20 protein-coding genes and 2 pseudogenes are annotated in these 19,285 nt (G+C 68.8%); 12 read left to right on the top strand and 10 right to left on the bottom strand.

Annotation, left to right across the window (positions count from 1 at the left end; all coding sequences use genetic code 11):
* Nucleotides 1-5: 5 nt before the first annotated feature.
* The 5 genes from DKT69_RS10875 to DKT69_RS10855 all read right to left on the bottom strand — a co-directional run bounded on the left by DKT69_RS10875 (nucleotide 6) and on the right by DKT69_RS10855 (nucleotide 6,026).
* Complete coding sequence (locus tag DKT69_RS10875) at nucleotides 6-1,301, bottom strand: ABC transporter substrate-binding protein (RefSeq protein WP_109801439.1); 1,296 nt, start codon at nucleotides 1,299-1,301, stop codon at nucleotides 6-8.
* A gap of 11 nt (nucleotides 1,302-1,312) precedes the next feature.
* On the bottom strand, nucleotides 1,313-2,416 hold the full coding sequence (locus DKT69_RS10870; protein WP_146231033.1) for a 6-phosphofructokinase: 1,104 nt from the start codon (nucleotides 2,414-2,416) through the stop codon (nucleotides 1,313-1,315).
* 2 nt (nucleotides 2,417-2,418) lie between these two features.
* Nucleotides 2,419-3,870 (bottom strand): aldehyde dehydrogenase family protein, encoded by a 1,452-nt coding sequence (locus tag DKT69_RS10865; protein WP_161557806.1) that lies wholly within the window; start codon nucleotides 3,868-3,870, stop codon nucleotides 2,419-2,421.
* Nucleotides 3,867-5,033, bottom strand: coding sequence for a mandelate racemase/muconate lactonizing enzyme family protein (locus DKT69_RS10860; protein WP_236647634.1), 1,167 nt, complete (start codon nucleotides 5,031-5,033; stop codon nucleotides 3,867-3,869). The genes DKT69_RS10865 and DKT69_RS10860 overlap by 4 nt, the downstream gene beginning before the upstream one ends.
* A 225-nt stretch (nucleotides 5,034-5,258) precedes the next feature.
* Nucleotides 5,259-6,026 (bottom strand): DeoR/GlpR family DNA-binding transcription regulator, encoded by a 768-nt coding sequence (locus tag DKT69_RS10855; RefSeq protein ID WP_109801435.1) that lies wholly within the window; start codon nucleotides 6,024-6,026, stop codon nucleotides 5,259-5,261.
* Nucleotides 6,027-6,165: 139 nt separating this feature from the next.
* Here DKT69_RS10855 and DKT69_RS10850 point away from each other — a divergent pair, with 139 nt between their 5' ends.
* From DKT69_RS10850 to DKT69_RS38915, 4 genes are read left to right on the top strand one after another with little or no spacing between them, the layout of a single operon-like run.
* Nucleotides 6,166-7,032, top strand: a complete 867-nt coding sequence (locus DKT69_RS10850) for a hypothetical protein (RefSeq protein WP_304598675.1) — start codon at nucleotides 6,166-6,168, stop codon at nucleotides 7,030-7,032.
* Nucleotide 7,033: 1 nt separating this feature from the next.
* Complete coding sequence (locus DKT69_RS10845) at nucleotides 7,034-7,759, top strand: sulfite exporter TauE/SafE family protein (RefSeq protein ID WP_109801433.1); 726 nt, start codon at nucleotides 7,034-7,036, stop codon at nucleotides 7,757-7,759.
* Nucleotides 7,760-7,767: 8 nt separating this feature from the next.
* Entirely contained in the window at nucleotides 7,768-8,229 is a 462-nt protein-coding gene (locus DKT69_RS10840; protein WP_109801459.1) for a YidH family protein, read from the top strand.
* Nucleotides 8,226-8,630 (top strand): DUF202 domain-containing protein, encoded by a 405-nt coding sequence (locus DKT69_RS38915; RefSeq protein WP_109801432.1) that lies wholly within the window; start codon nucleotides 8,226-8,228, stop codon nucleotides 8,628-8,630. Before DKT69_RS10840 ends, DKT69_RS38915 begins: the two co-directional genes overlap by 4 nt.
* 74 nt (nucleotides 8,631-8,704) lie before the next feature.
* Here DKT69_RS38915 and DKT69_RS10830 read toward each other — a convergent pair whose 3' ends face one another.
* Nucleotides 8,705-9,283, bottom strand: coding sequence for an aminotransferase class I/II-fold pyridoxal phosphate-dependent enzyme (locus tag DKT69_RS10830; RefSeq protein WP_109801431.1), 579 nt, complete (start codon nucleotides 9,281-9,283; stop codon nucleotides 8,705-8,707).
* Nucleotides 9,280-9,459, bottom strand: a complete 180-nt coding sequence (locus tag DKT69_RS38260) for a hypothetical protein (RefSeq protein WP_109801430.1) — start codon at nucleotides 9,457-9,459, stop codon at nucleotides 9,280-9,282. The genes DKT69_RS10830 and DKT69_RS38260 overlap by 4 nt, the downstream gene beginning before the upstream one ends.
* Nucleotides 9,460-9,714: 255 nt before the next feature.
* On the opposite strand from DKT69_RS38260, the gene DKT69_RS10815 reads away from it, so the two are divergent.
* Complete coding sequence (locus tag DKT69_RS10815; protein WP_161557803.1) at nucleotides 9,715-10,356, top strand: TetR/AcrR family transcriptional regulator; 642 nt, start codon at nucleotides 9,715-9,717, stop codon at nucleotides 10,354-10,356.
* A gap of 908 nt (nucleotides 10,357-11,264) precedes the next feature.
* Here DKT69_RS10815 and DKT69_RS37700 read toward each other — a convergent pair.
* The 3 genes and pseudogenes from DKT69_RS37700 to DKT69_RS38255 form a co-directional block, all read right to left on the bottom strand.
* Nucleotides 11,265-11,504, bottom strand: a complete 240-nt coding sequence (locus DKT69_RS37700; protein ID WP_146231031.1) for a hypothetical protein — start codon at nucleotides 11,502-11,504, stop codon at nucleotides 11,265-11,267.
* 801 nt (nucleotides 11,505-12,305) lie between these two features.
* Nucleotides 12,306-12,773 (bottom strand): annotated as a pseudogene (locus DKT69_RS10805) (DUF2218 domain-containing protein); the annotation flags it as partial.
* A gap of 378 nt (nucleotides 12,774-13,151) precedes the next feature.
* Nucleotides 13,152-13,292, bottom strand: coding sequence for a hypothetical protein (locus DKT69_RS38255; RefSeq protein ID WP_161557802.1), 141 nt, complete (start codon nucleotides 13,290-13,292; stop codon nucleotides 13,152-13,154).
* A 1-nt stretch (nucleotide 13,293) separates the two neighbouring features.
* On the opposite strand from DKT69_RS38255, the pseudogene DKT69_RS10800 reads away from it, so the two are divergent.
* The 7 genes and pseudogenes from DKT69_RS10800 to DKT69_RS10770 all read left to right on the top strand — a co-directional run.
* Nucleotides 13,294-13,439: pseudogene (locus DKT69_RS10800) on the top strand (DUF2277 family protein); the annotation flags it as partial.
* A 406-nt stretch (nucleotides 13,440-13,845) separates the two neighbouring features.
* Nucleotides 13,846-14,766 (top strand): alpha/beta hydrolase, encoded by a 921-nt coding sequence (locus DKT69_RS10795; protein WP_109801427.1) that lies wholly within the window; start codon nucleotides 13,846-13,848, stop codon nucleotides 14,764-14,766.
* 134 nt (nucleotides 14,767-14,900) lie between these two features.
* Nucleotides 14,901-15,689 carry an IclR family transcriptional regulator gene (locus DKT69_RS10790; protein ID WP_109801426.1) on the top strand — a complete coding sequence of 263 codons (789 nt, stop codon included), beginning with the start codon at nucleotides 14,901-14,903 and terminating at the stop codon, nucleotides 15,687-15,689.
* Between the two features lie 175 nt (nucleotides 15,690-15,864).
* Nucleotides 15,865-16,512, top strand: coding sequence for an ABC transporter permease (locus tag DKT69_RS10785; RefSeq protein ID WP_109801425.1), 648 nt, complete (start codon nucleotides 15,865-15,867; stop codon nucleotides 16,510-16,512).
* A 25-nt stretch (nucleotides 16,513-16,537) separates the two neighbouring features.
* Nucleotides 16,538-17,509 carry an ABC transporter ATP-binding protein gene (locus DKT69_RS10780; RefSeq protein ID WP_201749575.1) on the top strand — a complete coding sequence of 324 codons (972 nt, stop codon included), beginning with the start codon at nucleotides 16,538-16,540 and terminating at the stop codon, nucleotides 17,507-17,509.
* Nucleotides 17,506-18,264 carry an ABC transporter permease gene (locus DKT69_RS10775; protein WP_109801423.1) on the top strand — a complete coding sequence of 253 codons (759 nt, stop codon included), beginning with the start codon at nucleotides 17,506-17,508 and terminating at the stop codon, nucleotides 18,262-18,264. Before DKT69_RS10780 ends, DKT69_RS10775 begins: the two co-directional genes overlap by 4 nt.
* Before the next feature lie 57 nt (nucleotides 18,265-18,321).
* Nucleotides 18,322-19,272 carry a glycine betaine ABC transporter substrate-binding protein gene (locus tag DKT69_RS10770; protein ID WP_161557801.1) on the top strand — a complete coding sequence of 317 codons (951 nt, stop codon included), beginning with the start codon at nucleotides 18,322-18,324 and terminating at the stop codon, nucleotides 19,270-19,272.
* The last annotated feature ends 13 nt before the right edge of the window (nucleotides 19,273-19,285 follow it).

Genomic DNA, 19,285 nt, shown 5'->3' with positions numbered 1-19,285 from the left:
GGGACTCAGCCGGCGTTCTTGGCCAGCAGCGGGGTCAGGCCGTCCTGGATCTCCCTGGCCGCGGCCGTGGCGTCGGACTGGCCGAGAATCACCTTGCCGATCGCGTCCCCGACGACCTTGCGCATCTCGGGGGCGGAGACGCCGACCGGGCCGACCTCGGTGGAGCCGTTGGTCTGCACGTTGGCGAGCGCCTTGCTCCACTGCTGCAGCGTGTCGGTGTTCAGCGTGTCGGTGTACGTCTTGTCCTGCGCGACCGAGGTTCGCGGCGGCGCGATGCCGCTCGTGGTCAGCTTGAGCTGGGTGGCCTTGCCGGTCGCCCACTCGATGAATTTCCAGGCCGCGTCCTTGTGCTTGGAGTACGAGGACATCGCGATGCCCCAGCTCAGGACGGTCGACTTCGAGCCCGCGGTGCCGGCCGGGAAGTCCAGCACGCCGATCTTGCCGACCACCTTCGAGGTCTTCGGGTCGTTGATGCTGCTGATCTCGTTGCTGGACTCCAGCTCCATCGCTGCGTTGCCGGCCGCGAAGAGCGCCGAGGACTGGGTGAAGGTGTTGTTGACGACGCCGGGCGGGCCGTAATCCTTGGCGAGGGTCGCGTACCGGTTGATCACGTCAGCGGCGCCGGGTGCGTCGAAGTTCGGGGTGCCGTCCGGCTTGGTCCACTCCAGGCCCTGGGAGTGCAGGAACGGGCCGAAGGTGAACGGCAGAGCGGCGGACTGGCCGCGCAGCGCGATCGGGGTGACCTTGCCACCGGACTTCTGCTTGATCGCGGCGGCGACTGTGGGCAGTTCGTCGAGGGTCTTCGGCGGCGTGATGCCGTACTGCTCGAACAGGTCCGTCCGGTAGTAGAGGACAACACCCTCGACGTTCACGGGCGCGGCGATCATCTTGTCCTGGATCGTCATGCCGGTCTTGACCGCGGTTGGGAAGTCGGCGGCGTCGTAAGCGGCGGACTTGCTCGTGTAGTCGTCGAGCGGAGCGTAGTAGCCGGCCTTGCTGAACTGCAGGCCTTCGCGCGACGGCAGCGTCATGAAGACATCCATGGAGGAGCTGCGTGACTGCAGGTTCAGCGAGATCTTGTCGCGGGCCTGCTGCTCGGCGAAGGTCTGCACCTTCACCGTGACGCCCGAGGCCTTCTCGAATTCGGGGATCAGCGGCTCGATGGCCTTCTGCCACGGGTGGTTGGACATGACGAGGGAGATCTCGTTGGCGCTGCCGCCTGAGTCACCACCGCCGCAGCCGGCGGCGAGCCCGCCGACGAGGGCCAGGGCGAGCCCGGCGCTCAAGATCTTGTGCCGCATCTTTATGCCTTTCAGTTCTGACCGAGGAGTGGGGTGAGCCAGTCGTGGAAGTCGCCGAGGTCGGCGGGATTGGTGCTGCGCCACTGCGGGGGTACGGGCCGGGTCCGGCCGGCCACCTCCGCGAGCGGCACCGGGTCGTACACGGTTTCGCCGGCGCTGCGGTGCAGGCCGACCATCAGTGCGGTGGAGTGGTCGGCCAGCAGCTTCGCCGCGTGCCGCCCGGCCTCCGCCGCCTCCGCCCGGTCGACGTCGCTGGCGAGAGCGCCGCTGCTGCGCTGGGCCATGCCGAGCACCTCGCCACGGGCGGCGACACCCAGCTCGGTGCGCACGAGCCCGGCGAGCGCCCTGGAGACGCCGCCGAGGATGATCCGGGTGTGGTTGACAGCCTCGAACGGCTCGTCGGTCATCTCGCTCGCCGCGCCTTCGCTGACGACCACGAACGCCCGCCCGTGCGCGCACAGTGCGTCCTGCACGGCAGTGAGGAACGCCGCCCGGTCGAAGGTGAGTTCCGGGATCAGGACCAGGTGCGGGGCGTACACCGGATCGTCACGGTGCCAGGTCGCGGCGAGGGCCAGCCAACCCACCGAGCGGCCGAGGGTCTCCACGATGCGGATCGGTTCGATGCCGGACATCGCTGCGTGGTCACGGGCCAGGTCCGGGACGATCTTCGTGAGGTACCGCGCGGCGGAGCCGTACCCCGGAGAGTGGTCGATACCGACCAGGTCGTTGTCCACGGTCTTCGGGATACCGACGACGCTCAGCTCGCGCCCGGTCGCGGCGGCCCGGTTGGCGAGAGCGTGCAGCAGCGCCATCGTCCCGTTGCCGCCGATCAGCGCGAGGCCTTCGACACCGTTGGCGGCCAGGACGTCGAGTGCGATCTCGAGATCCGCCGCGGTAACCGCCCGCCGCCCGGCGCCGAGCCAGGATCCGCCGTGCAGGGTCGCGGCGGCCGGCACGTCGGCGGCGGTGACCGGGGTGAGCCGACCCTCGATCAGGCCGTCCGGGCCGCCCCGCAGCGCCAGCACCTCGTGATCCGCCGCCGCCTCGAGGAAGCCGCGGAGACTGGCGTTGACGACGCTGGTCGGTGCGCCGGTCTGTCCGATGAGGAAACGCATCACTACCCCTGCGCCTTCGAGCCGACGGACAGGAAGGTCTGGAACGCCTCCAGGCCGGGGCGGCCGCCCTCGTATCCGAGCCCCGAGTCCTGCACGCCGCCGAACGGGATCCACGGCGTGTTCGGCGTGCCGGTGTTGATGCCGACGATCCCGGCGGAGAGACGGTCGGCGACGGCGTGGGCGCGGTGGAGGTCTGCGCCGCAGACGTAGCCGGCCAGGCCGTACCCGGTGGCATGGTGCAGGGCCAGCGCGTCGTCGAGGTCGTCGTACACGTGGATCGGCGCGATCGGTCCGAAGATCTCTTCGGTCATCACCCGGCTGTCGACGGGCGCGTCCAGCAGCACGGTCGCCGGGGCGAAATGGCCCTTCTCGGGGACGGCTCCACTCGTGACCTTCCTCGCGCCCTTGCTCACCGCTTCCTCGACGAGCGAGGCCATCCGGGCCGGGTCCGAGGCCGGCGCGAGGGGGCCGAGGTCGGTGGCCGGATCCGTGGGATCGCCGACGACCATCTTCTCGGTCGCCGCGATGAACGCCTCGGTGAACTCGGCCGCCACCTCGCGGGCCACGAGGACCTGGTTCGCGGCGATACAGGACTGGCCGTTGTTGCGGTACTTCGCCACCAGCAGCGTCTGTGCGGCTGCCTGCGGATCCGCATCAGACAGCACGAGGAAAGGTGCGCAACCACCGAGCTCCATCACCGTACGCAGGAAGCGCGGCGCCGTGGCCGTGGCGACCAGCCGCCCCACCCGGGTCGACCCGGTGAACGACACGACGCCGACACTCTTGGCGGAGAGCCACGGGTCGACGACGTCGGCGGGTGTGCCGAGCACGGTCGACAGGACCCCCGCGGGCACGTGCCGTTCGACGACCGCGGCCAGCACCAGCGACGACAGCGGCGTCAGCTCGGAGGGCTTGAACAGCACCGGGCAGCCCGCCGCCAGCGCCGGAGCGATCTTGCGAGCGGGGATGGAGACCGGGAAGTTCCAGGGAGTCAGGACCGCGGCGATACCGGCGGGCCGCGTCGTCACCCGGTGATTGATCCCGGGTACGACGGACAACTGCTCGGCCTCCTGCCGATCCAGCAGGTCGGCCATGATCCGGAAGTAGGCGACCGTCAGCCCCAGCTCGGCCACCGACTCGGCGAGCCGCTTGCCGCTCTCCCGGGTGATCAACGTCGGCCACTCGGGCTCCTTGGCGAGCGCCTCGACGTCTGCGGCGATGGCCCGCAGCGCCGCCGACCGCGCAGCCTGCGGCGTGCCCGCCCAGACCGGCAGGGCCTGCTGCGCGAGAGCGAGCGCGGCGTCGGCGTCGGCGCCGTTACCCGTGCTTACCTCGGTGAACGGCTCGCCGGTGGCCGGGTCGAGCACCGCGAGCCGCGGTCCGCCCGCCGCCCGGCCTGCCACGCGCACGGCGGTGGCGGCCGAGAGGATGTCGTTGACGATGGAATCGGTCACGCTAGCTGCTCCTCGTACGCGTCGAGCTGGTCCTGGTCGAGATCGATGCCGAATCCGGGCCCGTCCGGCACGCGGACCGTGCCGTGGGCGGTGAGCAGGCCGTCGGCGGCCTGCCGCAGCGGGTTGGAGCGGATGTCCCACTCGATGAGCCGCGTCGCGGACGAGATCGCGCCGGCCTGGACGGTGGCGGCGGTGGCGACCGCGCCGTTGTAGAGATGCGGGTTGACCGTCCGCCCGGCCGCTTCCGCGGCCGCGAGCACGGCCAGGTACTCGGTGACGCCGCCGGCTTTGCCGAGGTCGGGCTGCAGGATCTCGACCGCCTCCAGGTACGGCGTGAAGGCCGCGGCCCCGTAGAGATTCTCCCCGGTGGCCAGCGGCATCCCGGTGTGACGGGTCAGCTCGGCCAGCTCGGAGGGGCGATCGCCGGCGAGTGGCTCCTCGACCCACGCGACGCCGAGATCGGCCAGAGCGGGGACGATCTCGAGCGCCTCGGTCAGCCGCCAGGCCTGGTTGGCGTCGGCGAAGATCTGCGCCTCGTCGCCAAGGATCCGCCGGGCAGTCCCGACGTTGGCGAGGTCGGTGTCCGCGCCGAACCCGACCTTGACCTTGACGGCGGTGAGCCCGAGCGCGACGCAGCGATCGGCGACCTCGGCGACCCCGGTGGGTCCGAGGCTGGAGCCGTACACCGGCAGCTCGGTGCGTGGGCTCGGGCTGAGCAGCCGGGCCAGACTGGTGCCGGCGTGGCGGGCGGCGAGGTCCCACAGGGCCATGTCGACGCCGCTGATCGCCTGGTGGACCGGGCCGGGTGCACCCCACTGTCGGCCGAGTGGCGCAAGCCGCGCGAGCAGGGCGCGCTGGGCGGTGGCCGGGTCGGGAAAGCTGCGCCCCTTCAAGAGCGGGGCGATGCCGTCTTGAATCGTGGCGATCCGCTCGCGCCACGCCCAGGACGGGTAGTTCGCCCAGCTCTCGCCGACGCCGACCGAACCGTCGGCCAGCTCGACCTCGATCAAGACCATCACGCGGTGGGTGAGCGGCGCGAAGGACATGGCGATCGGCTCGGTGGGGCGCGCCCGGAAGACCCGGCACCGCACCTCCGCCACCGCGGCATCCGGCAGCGTGACCACGCGGGTCTCCGCGGCTGAGGGTGCGGCCTTGAGGTCCATGTGCCTTCTCTCGCAGTAGACGCTTTCTGCATGCAGTGTTGAACGCATGTGACCGGGACGTCAAGAGTGCGAAACAAGAAAAGGCGGCGAGTTCGTTACCGGCGAAAGGTACTTATGCCTCGCAGGGGGAGCTTGCGTTCCGCTGTCTCCCGCTTCTCGTGGCACCTCGGACGGATTCGGCCACCGCTGTGGACGGTCTACACCGCGTTCGGGCGGTCTGCCCGGCTAGGCGGTCAGGACGCGGGTGCCGGTGCGGCGTACGGCCGCGGCTACCGGGTCGGGCAGCGAAGCGTCCACGACCAGGGTGTCGATGCGGTCGAAGCCGCACACCTGGACCGGAGCGGTGGCCGCCAGCTTGCTCGCGTCGGCGAGCAGCACGACCTCGTCGGCGATGTCCATGAGGGCGTGCTTGGCGCTCAGCTCAACCTGCGAGCGCACGTACGCACCCCGCTCGTCGACCGCGCTCGCGCCGAGGAACAGCAGGCGCACCCGCATGCGCTTGACGAGATCCAGCGCGGCGAAACCCACCATCGCCTGATTGTCATGCAGCAGCTCGCCGCCGATTCCGATGACCCTTGACCTGGGCCGGGACAGCATGTGGGCAAGCACAGGGACGGAGTGGGTGATCACGCAGCCGTCGAAGTCCTCGGGCAGCGCTCGGGCCACCTCGGCCGCGGTCGTGCCACTGTCGATGCCGATCGTGTCGCCCGGCTGGACCAGGCGAGCCGCCGCAGCGCCGATCGCCAGTTTGGCGCCGGCGTGACTGAGCGCGCGGGACGCGTACCCCGGGCCCCCGACGCCGCCCTGCGGAAGACTGACGCCGCCATGAACCAGCAGAACCTCGCCACTCTCGGCGAGTCGCCGCAGGTCACGGCGGATCGTCATCTGCGAGACGCCGAGCTGGGCGCTGATGTCGGCGACCGAGAGGAACCCGGCCCGGCGCAGCGCGGCCATGATGTGCGTCCGCCGCTGCGGGGCGCCGTCGTAGCGCATGGCTTCCACTGACACGTCCGCAGTCTAGCCTCTGTTCTTCGGCTACCAACGGATGTTACTTTTCAAACATCCTTTGATCTCAGCGCCTCGACGTCGCCGACCTCGGCGACGCGCCGGCCGCTCTCGCGCTGGAGGAACAGTGACCGTCGACCCCTCGATCCTCGCCCGCCCCTCGGGCGGCTACGCCATGCTCGCCGTCGATCAGCGCGAGGCGCTGCGGGCCATGTTCGCCGCACACCAGCCGGAGCCGGTGACCGACGCGCAGCTGACCGCGTTCAAGGTGGACGCGGCACGCGCGCTGAGCCCCTACGCGTCCGCGATCCTCATCGACAAGCAGTTCGGCTGGGACGCGGTGATCGCGGACAACGCCGTCGACCCGTCCTGCGCCCTGATCGTGGCGGCCGACGCGTTCACCCCGAGCGCCACCGAGTTCGTCGCAGACGTGGTGATCGACCCCGAGGTCGACCCCGCGACCGTACGAAAGGAGGGCGCGAAGGCCCTCAAGCTGCTCGTGCTCTACCGACCGGATGAGTCGCCGGAACCCCGGATCGCCATGGTGACCGACTTCGTCGCCCGCTGCCGCGAGGCCGGGCTGATCAGCATCATCGAGCCGGTGTCCCGTGGCCCCCGCGAGGGCGGCGCGTACGACCACGAAGCGGGAATCCATGCGGCTGCCCGCGAGCTGGGCGCCCTCGGTGCCGACCTCTACAAGTCGGAGGTACCAACTCACGGCAAGGGCACCCCGGACGAGATCACCGCCGGGTGCGCCTCGCTGTCGTCAGCCATCAGCAGCCCATGGGTGGTGCTGTCCTCCGGCGTACCCGCGGAGGTTTTTCCCGAAGCCGTGCGACTCGCCTGCCGGGCCGGGGCCTCGGGTTTCCTCGCCGGCCGCGCGGTCTGGGCCTCGGTGGTCGGCAGTCCGACCATGGCCGACGACCTGCGCACGATCTCGGTCGACCGGCTGCGACGCCTCGCCGACGTGGTCGACGACGCCGTGTCGCGCTGAGGTGGCGCCAGTCGGCGACGTGCTCGCGGTCGTCGCGGTCGCGCTGGGTGCCACGATGCAAAGAGCAACCGGGCTGGGCTTCGCCCTGGTCGCCGCCCCGTTCCTGGTCGTGATCCTCGGCCCCTTCTCGGGCGTGACCCTGGCCAACCTGCTCTCAGCGGTGATCAACCTGATCGTGCTGTGCGCGACCGCCCGGGCACTGCGCCGCCGCCTGGCCGTCCAGATGATCGCCGGGGTGATCCTGGCCCTGCCATTGGGGGTCTGGGTGGTCCGGGAGCTGCCGGGCCCGGTCCTGCTCGTCGGCATCGGCTTGATCACGGCAGGATCTGTGGCCTGGGTGGCGGTGGGCCAGAGCATGCCGTTCCTCAGGCATCGGGGTGGGGCGATGGCGTCCGGGTTCGCGTCAGGCTTCTTCAACATCACGGCGGGGACGGGCGGGCCGCCGCTCGCCGTCTACGCCGTGAGCACCGACTGGGAACACCGAAGTTTTGTCCCGACCGTGCAGCTCGTCGGCCTCGTGACGAACGTGCTGTCCCTGGCCGCGAAGGGCACCCCGGTCCTGTCGAGGACACTGCTGCTGGCCTGCGGGGCGGCGATGCTGGCAGGGATCGGTGGCGGGCACTGTCTGGAGCGGTGGTTGCCGGAGTCGGCCACGCGGCGGTGGATGATGGCGCTCGCCCTCGCGGGAAGCGTCATAGCGATCGTCAAAGGGCTGGCGGCGTGGTGAAGAGGCGTATGTCCTGTCCGCGTCGACAGGCCGACCCGACCGGCGCAGGCGCGTCACGTGGCGCTCTTTCTCCTGCCGGCTCCACCTGCTTGGGCGGGCCGACGTCCTCGGGCGCGTCGACGCGGTGGCCTCGCCGGGTCTTCAGTCTGGGCAGCGACCCGGATCCACGGTTCAGCCTCGCCAATGAGCGGACATTTCTGGCGTGGATCCGTACCTCTCTGGCGCTCTTCGCCGCAGGCGTGGCGTTGGAGGCGGTGAACCTGCCGATCGTGCCGGGATTCCGCCGGGCGTCAGCGATCGTGCTGATCCTGCTGGGCGCCGCCGCCCCAGCCCAGGCATGGTTTGGCTGGGTCCGCACCGAGCTCGCCCTGAGGCTGGGAAGAGGCCTCCCGCCGCCGCTGATGGCCGTGCCGGTCGGTGCAGGTCTCATGCTCGTCGGCGTCCTGGTCCTCCTGGGCCTCATCCTGTGACCGGCGTCGGCTCCTCGCCGTCCTCAGGCACCTCCCCAGGTTCTCTCTCGTCAGGTGATCGCGGATTGCAAGTGGAACGGACGGTGCTGGCGTGGCGACGTACGGCAGCCTCCTTTGTCGTCGCGGCGGCCGTGGCCGGCCGTCTCCTCGTGCCGCACCTCGGCGGATGGGCCTTCCTGGCGGCCGTCGGCACCGCGATGACGGTCGTCATCGTCGCCGCGGCGGCTTTGCGACGGCGCCTTCGGCACTCCGATGCCCCGGCCGAGCCGGGCTCGGCCCTCCCATCCGGTCCCTGGCTGGCGGCGGTCACCATCGCAACCGCGGTTGGCGGTCTCAGCGTGGCGGTCGCTGTTCTGGGTGCAGATCACACTGACACGCACCCTCGTCAATTTCCGGCATGACCGTGGGCCCCGCGAGTCCCGGTATCCGCCCACATCCCGCGAGCCGCGGGGCTGTCGTTGATCGGCGAAGCTGGTCACCCCCGGGTGATGATCGGCTGTCCGCGGTCATGCTCCTCGAATGCGGCGAAGGCGAGCAGGTCGGCCACCTCGTCGACGTGCTCGTGGAGCCGGTTGGTCGCGACGCGGAGGAAAGGCTCGTGCGGGCCGGAGAAATAGCGGCCTCCCGGAACGACGGCCACGCCGTGCGCGGCGAGGGTGACCAGTGCGGAGCGTTCATCCTCGACGGGCATCCACAGGCTCAATCCTTCTGTGCCGCCCGTGTGTACGCCGCGGGCGGCCAGCGCCTCGGCGAGCGTTCGCCGCCGGGCTCGGTACGTCTCGCCGGCCTCGGCGACAAGCGCGCGGGTGTGCGAGTCGGTGAGCAGGTGGGCGAGGCAGTTCTGCAGGATGCGGCTGGTCCAGCCGCTGCCGAACGTCCGATAGACGCGCGCCCGCTCGATCAGCGCTGCCGCGCCACCGAGGACGGCGAGGCGCAGGTCGGGGCCGTGTGACTTCGAGTACGAGCGCAGGAAGACCACCCGATCGGGAAGGATCGTGCCGAGCGTCTGCACCGGCCCGGGGGCGAGGTCGGCCAGGCCGTCGTCCTCGATCACCAGGGTTCCGAGCCGTGTAGTGCGGCGGCGAGTTCCGCGCTGCGTGCCGGGTCGACGCTGTGCCCGGCCGGGGAGTGGGCGTGCGGTTGGTAGATGAACAGCACCGGCTTACGGCGTACCGCGTCGGCCAGGGCGTCCGGCCGGGGACCGCGCTCGTCGCGGGGGACCGGGATCACCTCGGACCGCGATGCAGGAGATTGGCGAGATCGATCCCGGGCTGGACGCCGAGCGGGCGGCCGCCCGCACTGCTCGCGGGCATCCAGGGCGGCCGTGGCGGTGCTGCTGGCCACCGGAAGCCTCGCCCACCTGGAGGCCGCGCTCGACGCGGGCATCGAGAGCCTGCGCGCCAGCCGCAGGGCCGCCCTCATGCCGGCAGGGACCTAGCCGTAACGGGGCTTACGGCCAAGGGCGCCGCCACGCGCGACCGCATCGTGCGCGCCGCCACCGAGCTCATCCTGGAACGCGGCGTCGGCGGCATGACCCTCGACGAGATCCGGGCCGGCACCGCCACCAGCAAGAGCCAGCTGTTCCACTACTTCCCAGATGGCAAGCGCGACCTGGTCGCCGCGATCGCCGATTTCCAGAGCAGCCGCGTGCTCGAGGCCCAGCGCCCGTGGCTCGACCAGCTGGACAGCTGGGACTCGTGGCAGGGCTGGCGGGACGCGGTGGTCACGCACTACCGCAACCTCACCCACAAGTACTGTTCGATCACCGCCCTGGTCAACGAGCTCACCCCGGCGGACCCGCAGCTCGCGGCCACGGTCGGCGCGCGCGCCGACCGCTGGTACGACCATTGGGCCGCGGGCGTACGCCGGATGCGCGCCAAAGGCCTGATCCGCCCGGACGCCGACCCCGAGCGGCTGGCCATGATGATCTTCACGGCACTGCAGGGTGGCCTGCTGGTGATGCAGGCGAAGGACTCAATCCCAGATGTCCAGTACGACAAGCGTCTGGCGCGCTTCGTCCTGCTGGAACGGGTGATTGGCGTGATCTTCGCTGCGGTCGGCGTCATGTTCTTGATCGTTTTTGCCTACGGCATCGTGTCTGGTGAGCCGCTGCCTTCGAGCCGATAGGTAGCCGCGGGCGTCCGGATCTGCCTGGCGAGCGGTCCGCATCCAGTCCGCAAGAGGTCGGCGGACGGCGGGGGAGTGGTGTGAGACGTCGAGGGGCGTTTCCGCTGCTAGACCCCCATGCGCCCAGGTCGTCGGCGCTGGCAATTCGATCTCATAATTCTTCGGTCACCGTGCCCGTTGGCATGGGAGCTGACGGTCGACGGCGGTCAGCTCCCGGACGTGCCCACCGGCAGACTGGCGCAGGTCAACCCACGTCACTGCCGCGCGACGTCTGGCCGTATCCACACTTCCTAACCCATGTGGCACCGTGACGGACGGGCGACCGACTGGGGGACACATGAGCAAGAAGAGCCGATACATCGGTCCCAGCATGAGCAGGCCATACAGGGGGGTGCCTGAGCAGGCGGACCGCTTGACGCTGATCACTCATTGGCGGAACTTCGTGCCCGAGCGCCCTGTCCTGGTCCAACCCGGCGAGACCATCTGGATCGAGGACCACCGACAAGCTGAACACCGAAGGCCGCAATATCACCTCATGGTGAAGCGGAACAACGGCCAGCTGGACTCACACCCCGGCGAGCTGTACCGCTGAGGTGCTGCGACCAGCGCCGAAGCGCACGGTGCGGACTCCGATGGCTATACAGCCAGCGGTACAGCCAAGCCACCCGATCCGGGCCGGCATCCCCAGACGCCAGCAGACGCTCTGAACAGGGGTACCGGCCTCCCAGCAGGCCGCCGCGATCTTCTTCCAACCCCCAGGCCGGGCCAGGGTGCCACGCCGACGCTTGACAACCGCCATTGAGACTCGTCCGGTAGGGCGCTGCGCCTGTCCTCGCCAGGGGAGGCCGGAAGGTCTACGGCTGCCCGACGAGGAGATCCGCCGCAGGATGGATCCCCCTACTCCTGGCTCAGAACATGCTCCAGCCGACGAAGATCACCGCGAGCGCGACGACGGCGCTGGCCGCAAACAGGACCCGTCGCCACGATTTCCGCGGTGTTGTGGAACGCCCCAGGCGCCTCCACGCCCGCCGAGCACGCCAGCCGGGCGCGACCATGAGTTTTTCGGCGCCAGCCACACCATGCAATCCCGCGACGTACCGCGCGACGGTTTCCGCCGTGACGCCTTGCTCCTCGAATGCCGAAATCACGGCGGTTGAGATCGAACAGGCTTACGAGTTGCCCGTTCACCTTCGCCGGGCCGAAGGCGGACGTGACCACTGCGCCGACGTGATCCGTCCAGTGGTCGAATTGAGGAGCCACGGCCGCACTGTAGACGTGCCCTACGGTGGCGTCAGCCGTAACCGGCCCTCCACCGACCCAGTACCGCCGCGCCGAGCCGTCACCGCTACCGGTAGTTGGCGAACCGTGCTGCATGGCGGGGTGTCAGATGACGCCAGCTTGACCCCAGCGAAGCGCAACGCCGCGTCCTAGGAACGGCGGCACCGGCCGGCAGCGATGTGGTTCGCAGGCCCGGTAGCGGACGGTACGGTCGACGGTGTCGACCGAGAAGACCCCGCCGGGAAGGGCCAGCCACACAGCAGCGCCGGCCGCCCCATGCACCGGCCTCAAACCGACGCCGTCCACCGAGGCCGGCCCGGACATCCCGATCAGCGCGAGCAACGCGGCGGTCCCGACCGCCGTCCATCGCCGCCATTTCCTTGGTACGCGGACAGTCCCCTCCGCCGACCGCGAAGATCGCATCTTCGCCATTCTCGTACGGTATGCAGCCCGCCGTCCCGTCGGAGGCGCCGCCGCCTGTATCACCCGTCCGGGCCGACGAGCCCCACGGGAGCGACAAATGCAACCGGACGGGGCAAAGCCTTGGCTGCGTGCCCGATCCCTGCCCAGCGCAGAAGTCATCGCCGACCAACGCCGGCTGCGGGCCGAAACAGCCGCCGTCACTTCGCTGCCAACGACAGCATTGGTGCGCGGTGTGGCCGCGGTGAACGTCAGGTGTGGTCCGGGGTCTTGGTCGCCCGGCGGCGGCGGATACCGAAGCGGGTCAAGGCGACCAGCGCGATCTTGAGTACGACGAGTGCCACGACCACGTTGACGGCGACGCCCGTCCACCGCGATTCCGCCACGACCGCGCCCGCCAGCCCGACATGCAGACCGATAACCAAGACCACGGCCAACGCGAGGAGGATCGCCTGCAGCTTGGATCGTGGGAAGCCTCGGGGCTTCTTTGTCATTTCGCTGGTGAGTCGAAAGGGGGCGGCACCGGGAGCTTCGGACCGCTGCCAGGCCAACGTTAGTGGGTCGCGGAGGCTGAACCGCTCGAAGTCGCGGGTGATGACGTCCCGGATCCGGGCCATGCTGTCCTCGTCGGAAGCGCCGATTCGTACAGTCAGAGTGTTGCCGTCGGCGGTGAGCGTGGCCTGGCCCCATGGAGTGAAGGTGACGGTCTCGTTGGTGTCCGACCACTCGGCGTTACCTGCACCTCGCGGCGGGCCATCGTTGCGTGCAGATGCATTCGGGGGTGTGGCCGCCGCGGCTCATGGCGGCGGCGTGCTTGCAGAACTGGACCAGGTAGCGGCTGGCTCAGTCGGTCTGGATCTGAGCTTGCAGGATCGGCACGGTGTTCCTTCTTGGTCGTCTGTCGGTGGAGAGCTGGCCCCCGACTGATCGCGGGTGAGGCGCCGGGGTGGTCGAGAATCAGGTCCGAATGAGGGCGATGGGCCAGGCCGGGATGCCGCCCTCGTCCGTGAGGCTGTCGAGGATGGCCGCTTCGATCGAGTCGATGCGCCGGCACTCTGTGAAGCAGGCGGTGACGTCCTCCGCACGAGGTGCCGCAGTCAGGAGTTGGCCTGCGACTCCCGGAAGCACAGGACGAAGTAGCGACCACCCGACGGCATGACCGCGTGCAGCCCCTGCAGGTAGGCGGTGCGGTCCTGCTGGTCACCGAGGACCTGGACCAGCAGCTCGCTATCCAGCACGGTGCCGGAGGACTCCCCGAGCCAGCCGCACAACTTTGAACCGCCTGCGACCGGCGATGAGATCGAGGCCGCCGCCACCAATACGTGCGCAAGGTCATCGGCACGACAGGGCCGTCCGCGGCCAACGAGGAGGCGTTCGGCGAGGCTCCGTTGCGTTGGGCGTCGCCAAGATCGAGGCAGACTTGAGCAGTGAAGTCGTCGACCCGGCCTGACTCGTAGCTGCCTCCGACGTCGCGTCCGCCGGCTTCCGGTTCCCGCCGGAGGTGATCGTGGTCGCGGTCCGCTGACCGCGGACCCGACCCCGGTTCAACACGTCCGCCGATCCGATAACGCAACGGCGTCTTTGAGAGCCCCGCCTCGGTCGAGGTTGCAAAATATGCATCGCCTGATTGCACTCACTACATCTTGCGCTGATAGTAGGCCCGTTGAGACCTGCAGCACACTCTCGGCGATCTGCGCTGGCCTCCCTGGGAAGCAGAAGCGGTGAAGGCGCCGGCCTGAGAGCAAGCGGGGGACTCGGCCAGCTCGGTCGGACTAGCACTAAGGAATCATCGTGATCCAGAAGGAAACGGCTTTCTACAGCGAGGGCAGCCGTCTCAAGGCCACCATCTACTACCCGGACGATCTGCCCGAAGGCGGGCAACACCCGGCGCTTGTCATCAACTCCGGCTATCAGGGGTTCAACGACTTCTACCCGAAGATGTTCGCTGGGCGGATGACCGAGCGCGGGTTCGTCTGCCTGGGCTTCGACTACCGGGGCATGGCGGACAGCGGAGGGGAGAAGGGGCGGGTCCTGATCGAGGAGCAGGCCCAGGACGTGCGCAACGCCGTGACGTTCATCCGCTCGCAGGAAGACATCGACACCTGCCGCGTCGGCCTCGTCGGCTGGGGCATGGGCGCTGCGAACGTCATCCTCGCCGCCGAAAAGGGCGGGGATGTCGCGGGCGTGGCGTCCCTGAACGGGTTCTACGACGGGGAGCGATGGCTCAAGTCCATCCACACCTACGACGAGTTCCTGAAGATCGTCGACGAAGTGGAGGAGGACCGAGTGCGCCGGGTGCTCCATGGCGAGTCCAAGCTCGCTGACACCTTCGCCCACTATCCGCTCGACCCTGCGACCGATGACTACGTCCGGAAGGAGCTGGCGCAGGTCTACGGCTTCGGGCACCCGACCCGGCTGCAGTTCACCGAGTCCATCTTGGACCTGAAAGTCGAGAACGTGGTGGCGAACCTCTCGCCCACACCACTGTTCATCGCGCACGGCGAGCGGAACTCGCTGCACCCCCTGGACGAGGCCCTGTCCCTGTACGCGTCCGCCGCTTCGCCCAAGACCCTCTACACGGTCCACGGGCGGCACAACGACTTCATGTACAGCGACCACCCGGAGTTCCTGCTGCTGTGCGACCGCCTGAAGGAGTTCTTCGACGACGCCTTCAGTGTCTCCGCCGCTCCCGCCCGGAGCATCTCGGCCTGACCGTGACCGGAGCCGCCGGCGCAGGGCGGAGCCTGACTGGCTCCGCCCCGCAGCAGGAGGTTGCCCGCGGGCAAGCGATGCAGAAAATGCAACCGGGTGTTGCGTGTATCACACCCCCTGCCTAGGATTTCGGTATGGCTCTCGAGCAGAAGCAGGCTCCCACGGCGCAGACCGGCGCTTCGCGGGTGATGGCGATACTGGACGCACTCACGTCGGCCGATCCGGCCGTGTTCCCGGACGGGCTGGGCGTGGCAGATGTCGCCAGGATCCTGGGGCGCGACAAGTCCGTCGTGTCCCGCCAGCTCAAGAGCCTGCTCGAGACAGGCCTGGTTTCCAGGGACCCTTCGGGGCGCTACGAGCTGAGCTGGCGGCTCTTCGCACTGGCGGTGCGGGCGGGAGACCAGCGGCTGACCAAACTCGCAGCCCCTCTGATGCTCAGGCTGACCGAAACCGTCCGGGAGCGCACCTACCTGACCGTTCTCAGCGACGGCGAGGTGCTCACCGTTCACTCGGAGAGCTCCCGGCGATCGATCGAGGCCGTGAACTGGGTGGGCCGTACGGTGCCGGTGAACAGGAGCTCCAGCGGCATGGCCCTGCTGATGGACCACGAGGACGAGCACATCCTCGAGATGGTCCGGCGCGGCGAAGACGGGGTCTCGGCCCGCGAAGCCCGCGAACTCCTTGCCCAGGTGCAGGAGGCCCGCAAGCGGGGATACACGGTCGCGAACCGGATCTTCGACCCGGAACTCCTGGGCATCGGGGCACCGGTGCGGGACTTCTCCGGCCGCATCAAGGCCGCGGTGAACATCTCCGGTCCCGCGTTCAGGATCGAGCCGCACATCCAGGCATTTGCCGGGCACCTGCTCTCGACAGTGCGGGCCCTGCAGACCTACCTCTGCTCCGACGTGCGCTCCTCCGCCTGATGATCCGAGAGATCCCTGACGGCCCGCCGAGGCCTACCGATACTCATCTATTAGAGGTCAGGACAACAACCATGCAGCATTTTGCTACACCTCTGCCCGAGCCCGGCGCCACCGGCCCACGGCAGCCGGTTCTCAACGCGGTTCAGAGCCGTGCCCGCGGCGGGCTGGGCACCCCATGAGCCTCGTCGCCTACATGGCCGACAATGCCGGCCGCCTGCTGTTCCTGACCCAGCAGCACATCGAACTCGTCTTGATCAGCGTCGCGATCTCCGCGGTCGTGGGGATCGGGCTTGCTCTCCTCACCCAGTCCAGCCCACGCCTGCGCCACGGACTGCTGTCACTGACTGGAACCCTGCTGACCATCCCCTCCTTCGCCCTGTTTGCCCTCATGATCCCCCTCCTGGGACTTGGCGTCGCCCCGACGATTGCGGCCCTTGCCGTCTACGGAGTCTTCCCGATCCTGCGCAACACGGTCACCGGCATCGAAGGAGTCGACCCGGCCATCGTTGAGGCGGCGCGCGGCCTCGGCATGAGCGCGGGACGGAGGATGCGCACCGTTGTCCTGCCTCTGGCCTGGCCGGTCATCCTCAACGGGATCCGAACGGCAACGATCATGCTGGTCGCAACAGCAGCCATCGGAGCCGTCGTACGCGGCCCGGGTCTGGGAGAGCTGATCTTCCGAGGGCTCGAGCGCATCGGGGGAGCGAACGCGCTGGAGGAAGTCCTCTCGGGAGTGATCGGAGTGATGCTCGTTGCTCTGGTCCTCGACCTGCTGTTCATCGTAATTGCCAAGATCACCGCTCTGCGAGGACTGAATGTCTGAAAGGCCCACCCCGAGCCCGGACGCCATGATCTTCCTGGACGGCGTCTCCAAACGATACCCAGGCCAGGAAAAGGCGGCCGTCTCCGAGCTTTCGATGGAGATCAAGCGAGGAGAGTTTGTCGTCCTGGTCGGCCCATCCGGATGCGGGAAGACCACCACCCTGCGGATGATCAACCGCCTCGTCGAGCCGACCCAGGGACGGATCTTCATCGACGGCAAGGACGTTACCCACGCCGACGTGGACCGCCTGCGGCGCGGCATCGGCTACGTCATCCAGCAGATCGGCCTGCTGCCCCACCTGACCATCGCGGACAACATCGCCCTCGTGCCCAAAATGCTCGGCGTGAAGAAGTCCGAACGCCGCCAGCGGGCGGAGGAGCTGCTGGAGATGGTCGGGCTCGATCCGGCCACCTACGCCGGTAGATACCCGAGGCAGCTCTCCGGCGGACAGCAGCAGCGGGTAGGCGTTGCCCGTGCCCTCGCGGCAGACCCGCCGGTGATGCTGATGGACGAGCCGTTCGGCGCCGTGGACCCCATAGCGCGGAAAAAGCTCCAGATGGAGTTCCTGCGGCTCCAGGGACGCATCCACAAGACGATCGTGATGGTCACTCACGACATCGACGAAGCGCTCCGCCTGGGCGACCGCATCGCCATCTTCGACCCCGGCTCCCGCCTGGCCCAGTTCGACACCCCCTTGGCGATCCTCAGCAACCCCGCCGACGACTTCGTCCGCGACTTCGTGGGATCCGGCGCCCCGGTTCGGCGGCTGTCCCTCCTGAAGGTCTCGGACGTCATCGCCTCCTCCGCGTCCGACGCGCCCGGCACACTGAACGCCATTCCGGTCGACGCCGGTGAAACCGTCCACAGGGCACTCGAGCTCGTGCTGACGGCAAGGGCAGAGGGTATCGAAGTCTGCGTTCCCGGGGGCGGCAGCCGCTACCTCGACCTCCAGGCCCTTCTTACCGCCGCCGCGCAGCCAACGAAGGTGCTCTCGTGAGCACCGTAGCAATCGAGGAAGCCTCTGTACCTGGCACACGTCGCTCCACGATATGGGTGCTCCCGCTGGTCGTCCTCGTCCTGCTAGGAGGCGTCTGGGCCTATGTCAGCTCCCTCACGCTGGACTCCATCGAGACCCGCACCCTGGCCCCCGAGGTCGTCCTGACCGCACTCTGGCAGCATGTCCAGCTCGTCATCACATCGACGCTCCTGACCATCGCCATCGGTGTCCCCCTGGGGGTGCTCCTGACCAGGCCCGGCACCAGAAGGGCAGGCGCCATCGTGCTCGCCGCGGCCAACGCCAGCCAGGCAGTGCCGTCCATCGGAGTGCTGGTGGTGCTGGCCATGGTCTTCGGCGTCGGCTTCTGGATGGCCGTGGTGGCGCTTGTGCTGTACGCCCTCCTTCCCGTGCTGCGCAACACCATGGTCGGGATCCGTCAGGTCGACCCCGCGCTGATCGACGCAGGACGTGGAATGGGGTTGAGCCCCAGAGAAGTGCTCTACACCGTCGAACTGCCCCTGGCGGTCCCGGTGATGCTGGCAGGCATCCGCGTGGCGTTGATCCTGAACGTCGGCGTGGCCACCCTCGCCGCATTCACCAACGCCGGAGGCCTCGGCTCCGTCATCTCCTCCGGCATCTCCCTCAACAGGATGCCGGTGCTCATCGTCGGCAGCGCCCTCACGATCGCCCTGGCCCTGACCGTCGACTGGCTGGCCGGACTCGCCGAGCGCGTCCTTCACCCGCGCGGCATCTGAGACCACTTCTCCCCCCATAACCGAACGCACCATCAACCACCACGAATGGATTCCCACATGCGCAAGATCATGCTTGCTGCCGCAGGTCTGCTCAGCGTTGTGCTCACCAGCGGCTGCGCTCTCACCAGCAGCGGCGCCGACCAGGGCGGCGGCCCCGCGAAGGACGGCCCCCTCAAAGGGGCCACCCTGAATGTCGCTTCCAAGAACTTCACCGAGCAGCTGCTGCTGTGCGAGATCACCGCCGAGCGGCTCGAGTCGCAGGGAGCGACAGTCAAGCGCACCTGCGGCATGAGCGGAACCAACGCCGTCCGTGCCGCGCTGACCAGCGGCGCTGTGGACACGTACTGGGAGTACACCGGCACCGGCTGGCTGGCCCTGCAGCAGACGGAGAGCGTCACCGACCCGCAGGCCCTGTACCAGAAGCTCAGCGCCATGGACAAGGCCAACAACGACGTGGTGTGGCTCCCGCCCGCAGCGGCGAACAACACCTATGCCGTCGCAGCGAAGACGGAGACGGTGAAGAAGCTCAACGTCTCCACCCTCTCCGACTACGCCAAGCTCGCCACGACGGATCCGGGAAGCGCCAGCTTCTGCGGCGCCTCCGAGTTTTTCGGTCGCAACGACGGGTGGCCCGGGCTGCAGAAGGCCTACGGTTTCAGCCTCCCCAAGGACAAGGTGGCAGAGCTGGCAGAGGGCCCGATCTACAACGCCGTCGCCAAGGGCAACCCCTGCAACTTCGGCGAGGCCTTCGCCACTGACGGCCGAATCTCCGCCCTCGAGCTGACCGTCCTGGACGACGACAAGAAGTTCTTCCCGCCCTACAACCTTTCCCTGAACGTCCGGGGCACCGTCCTAGACAAGAACCCGCAGATCCAGACGGTGATGGAACCGGTGAGCAAACTGCTCACCACCTCCGAGCTGCAGAAGCTCAATGCGCAGATCGACGTCGACGGCAAGACCCCCGAGGAGGTCGCCAGCCAGTGGCTCAGCGCCAACAAGCTGAAGTGACAGGTGGTCAGGA

The organism is Micromonospora sicca (genome assembly GCF_003172935.1).
GTDB classification, from domain to species: domain Bacteria; phylum Actinomycetota; class Actinomycetes; order Mycobacteriales; family Micromonosporaceae; genus Micromonospora; species Micromonospora sicca.
This window is presented reverse-complemented; position numbering and strand designations above follow the sequence as displayed.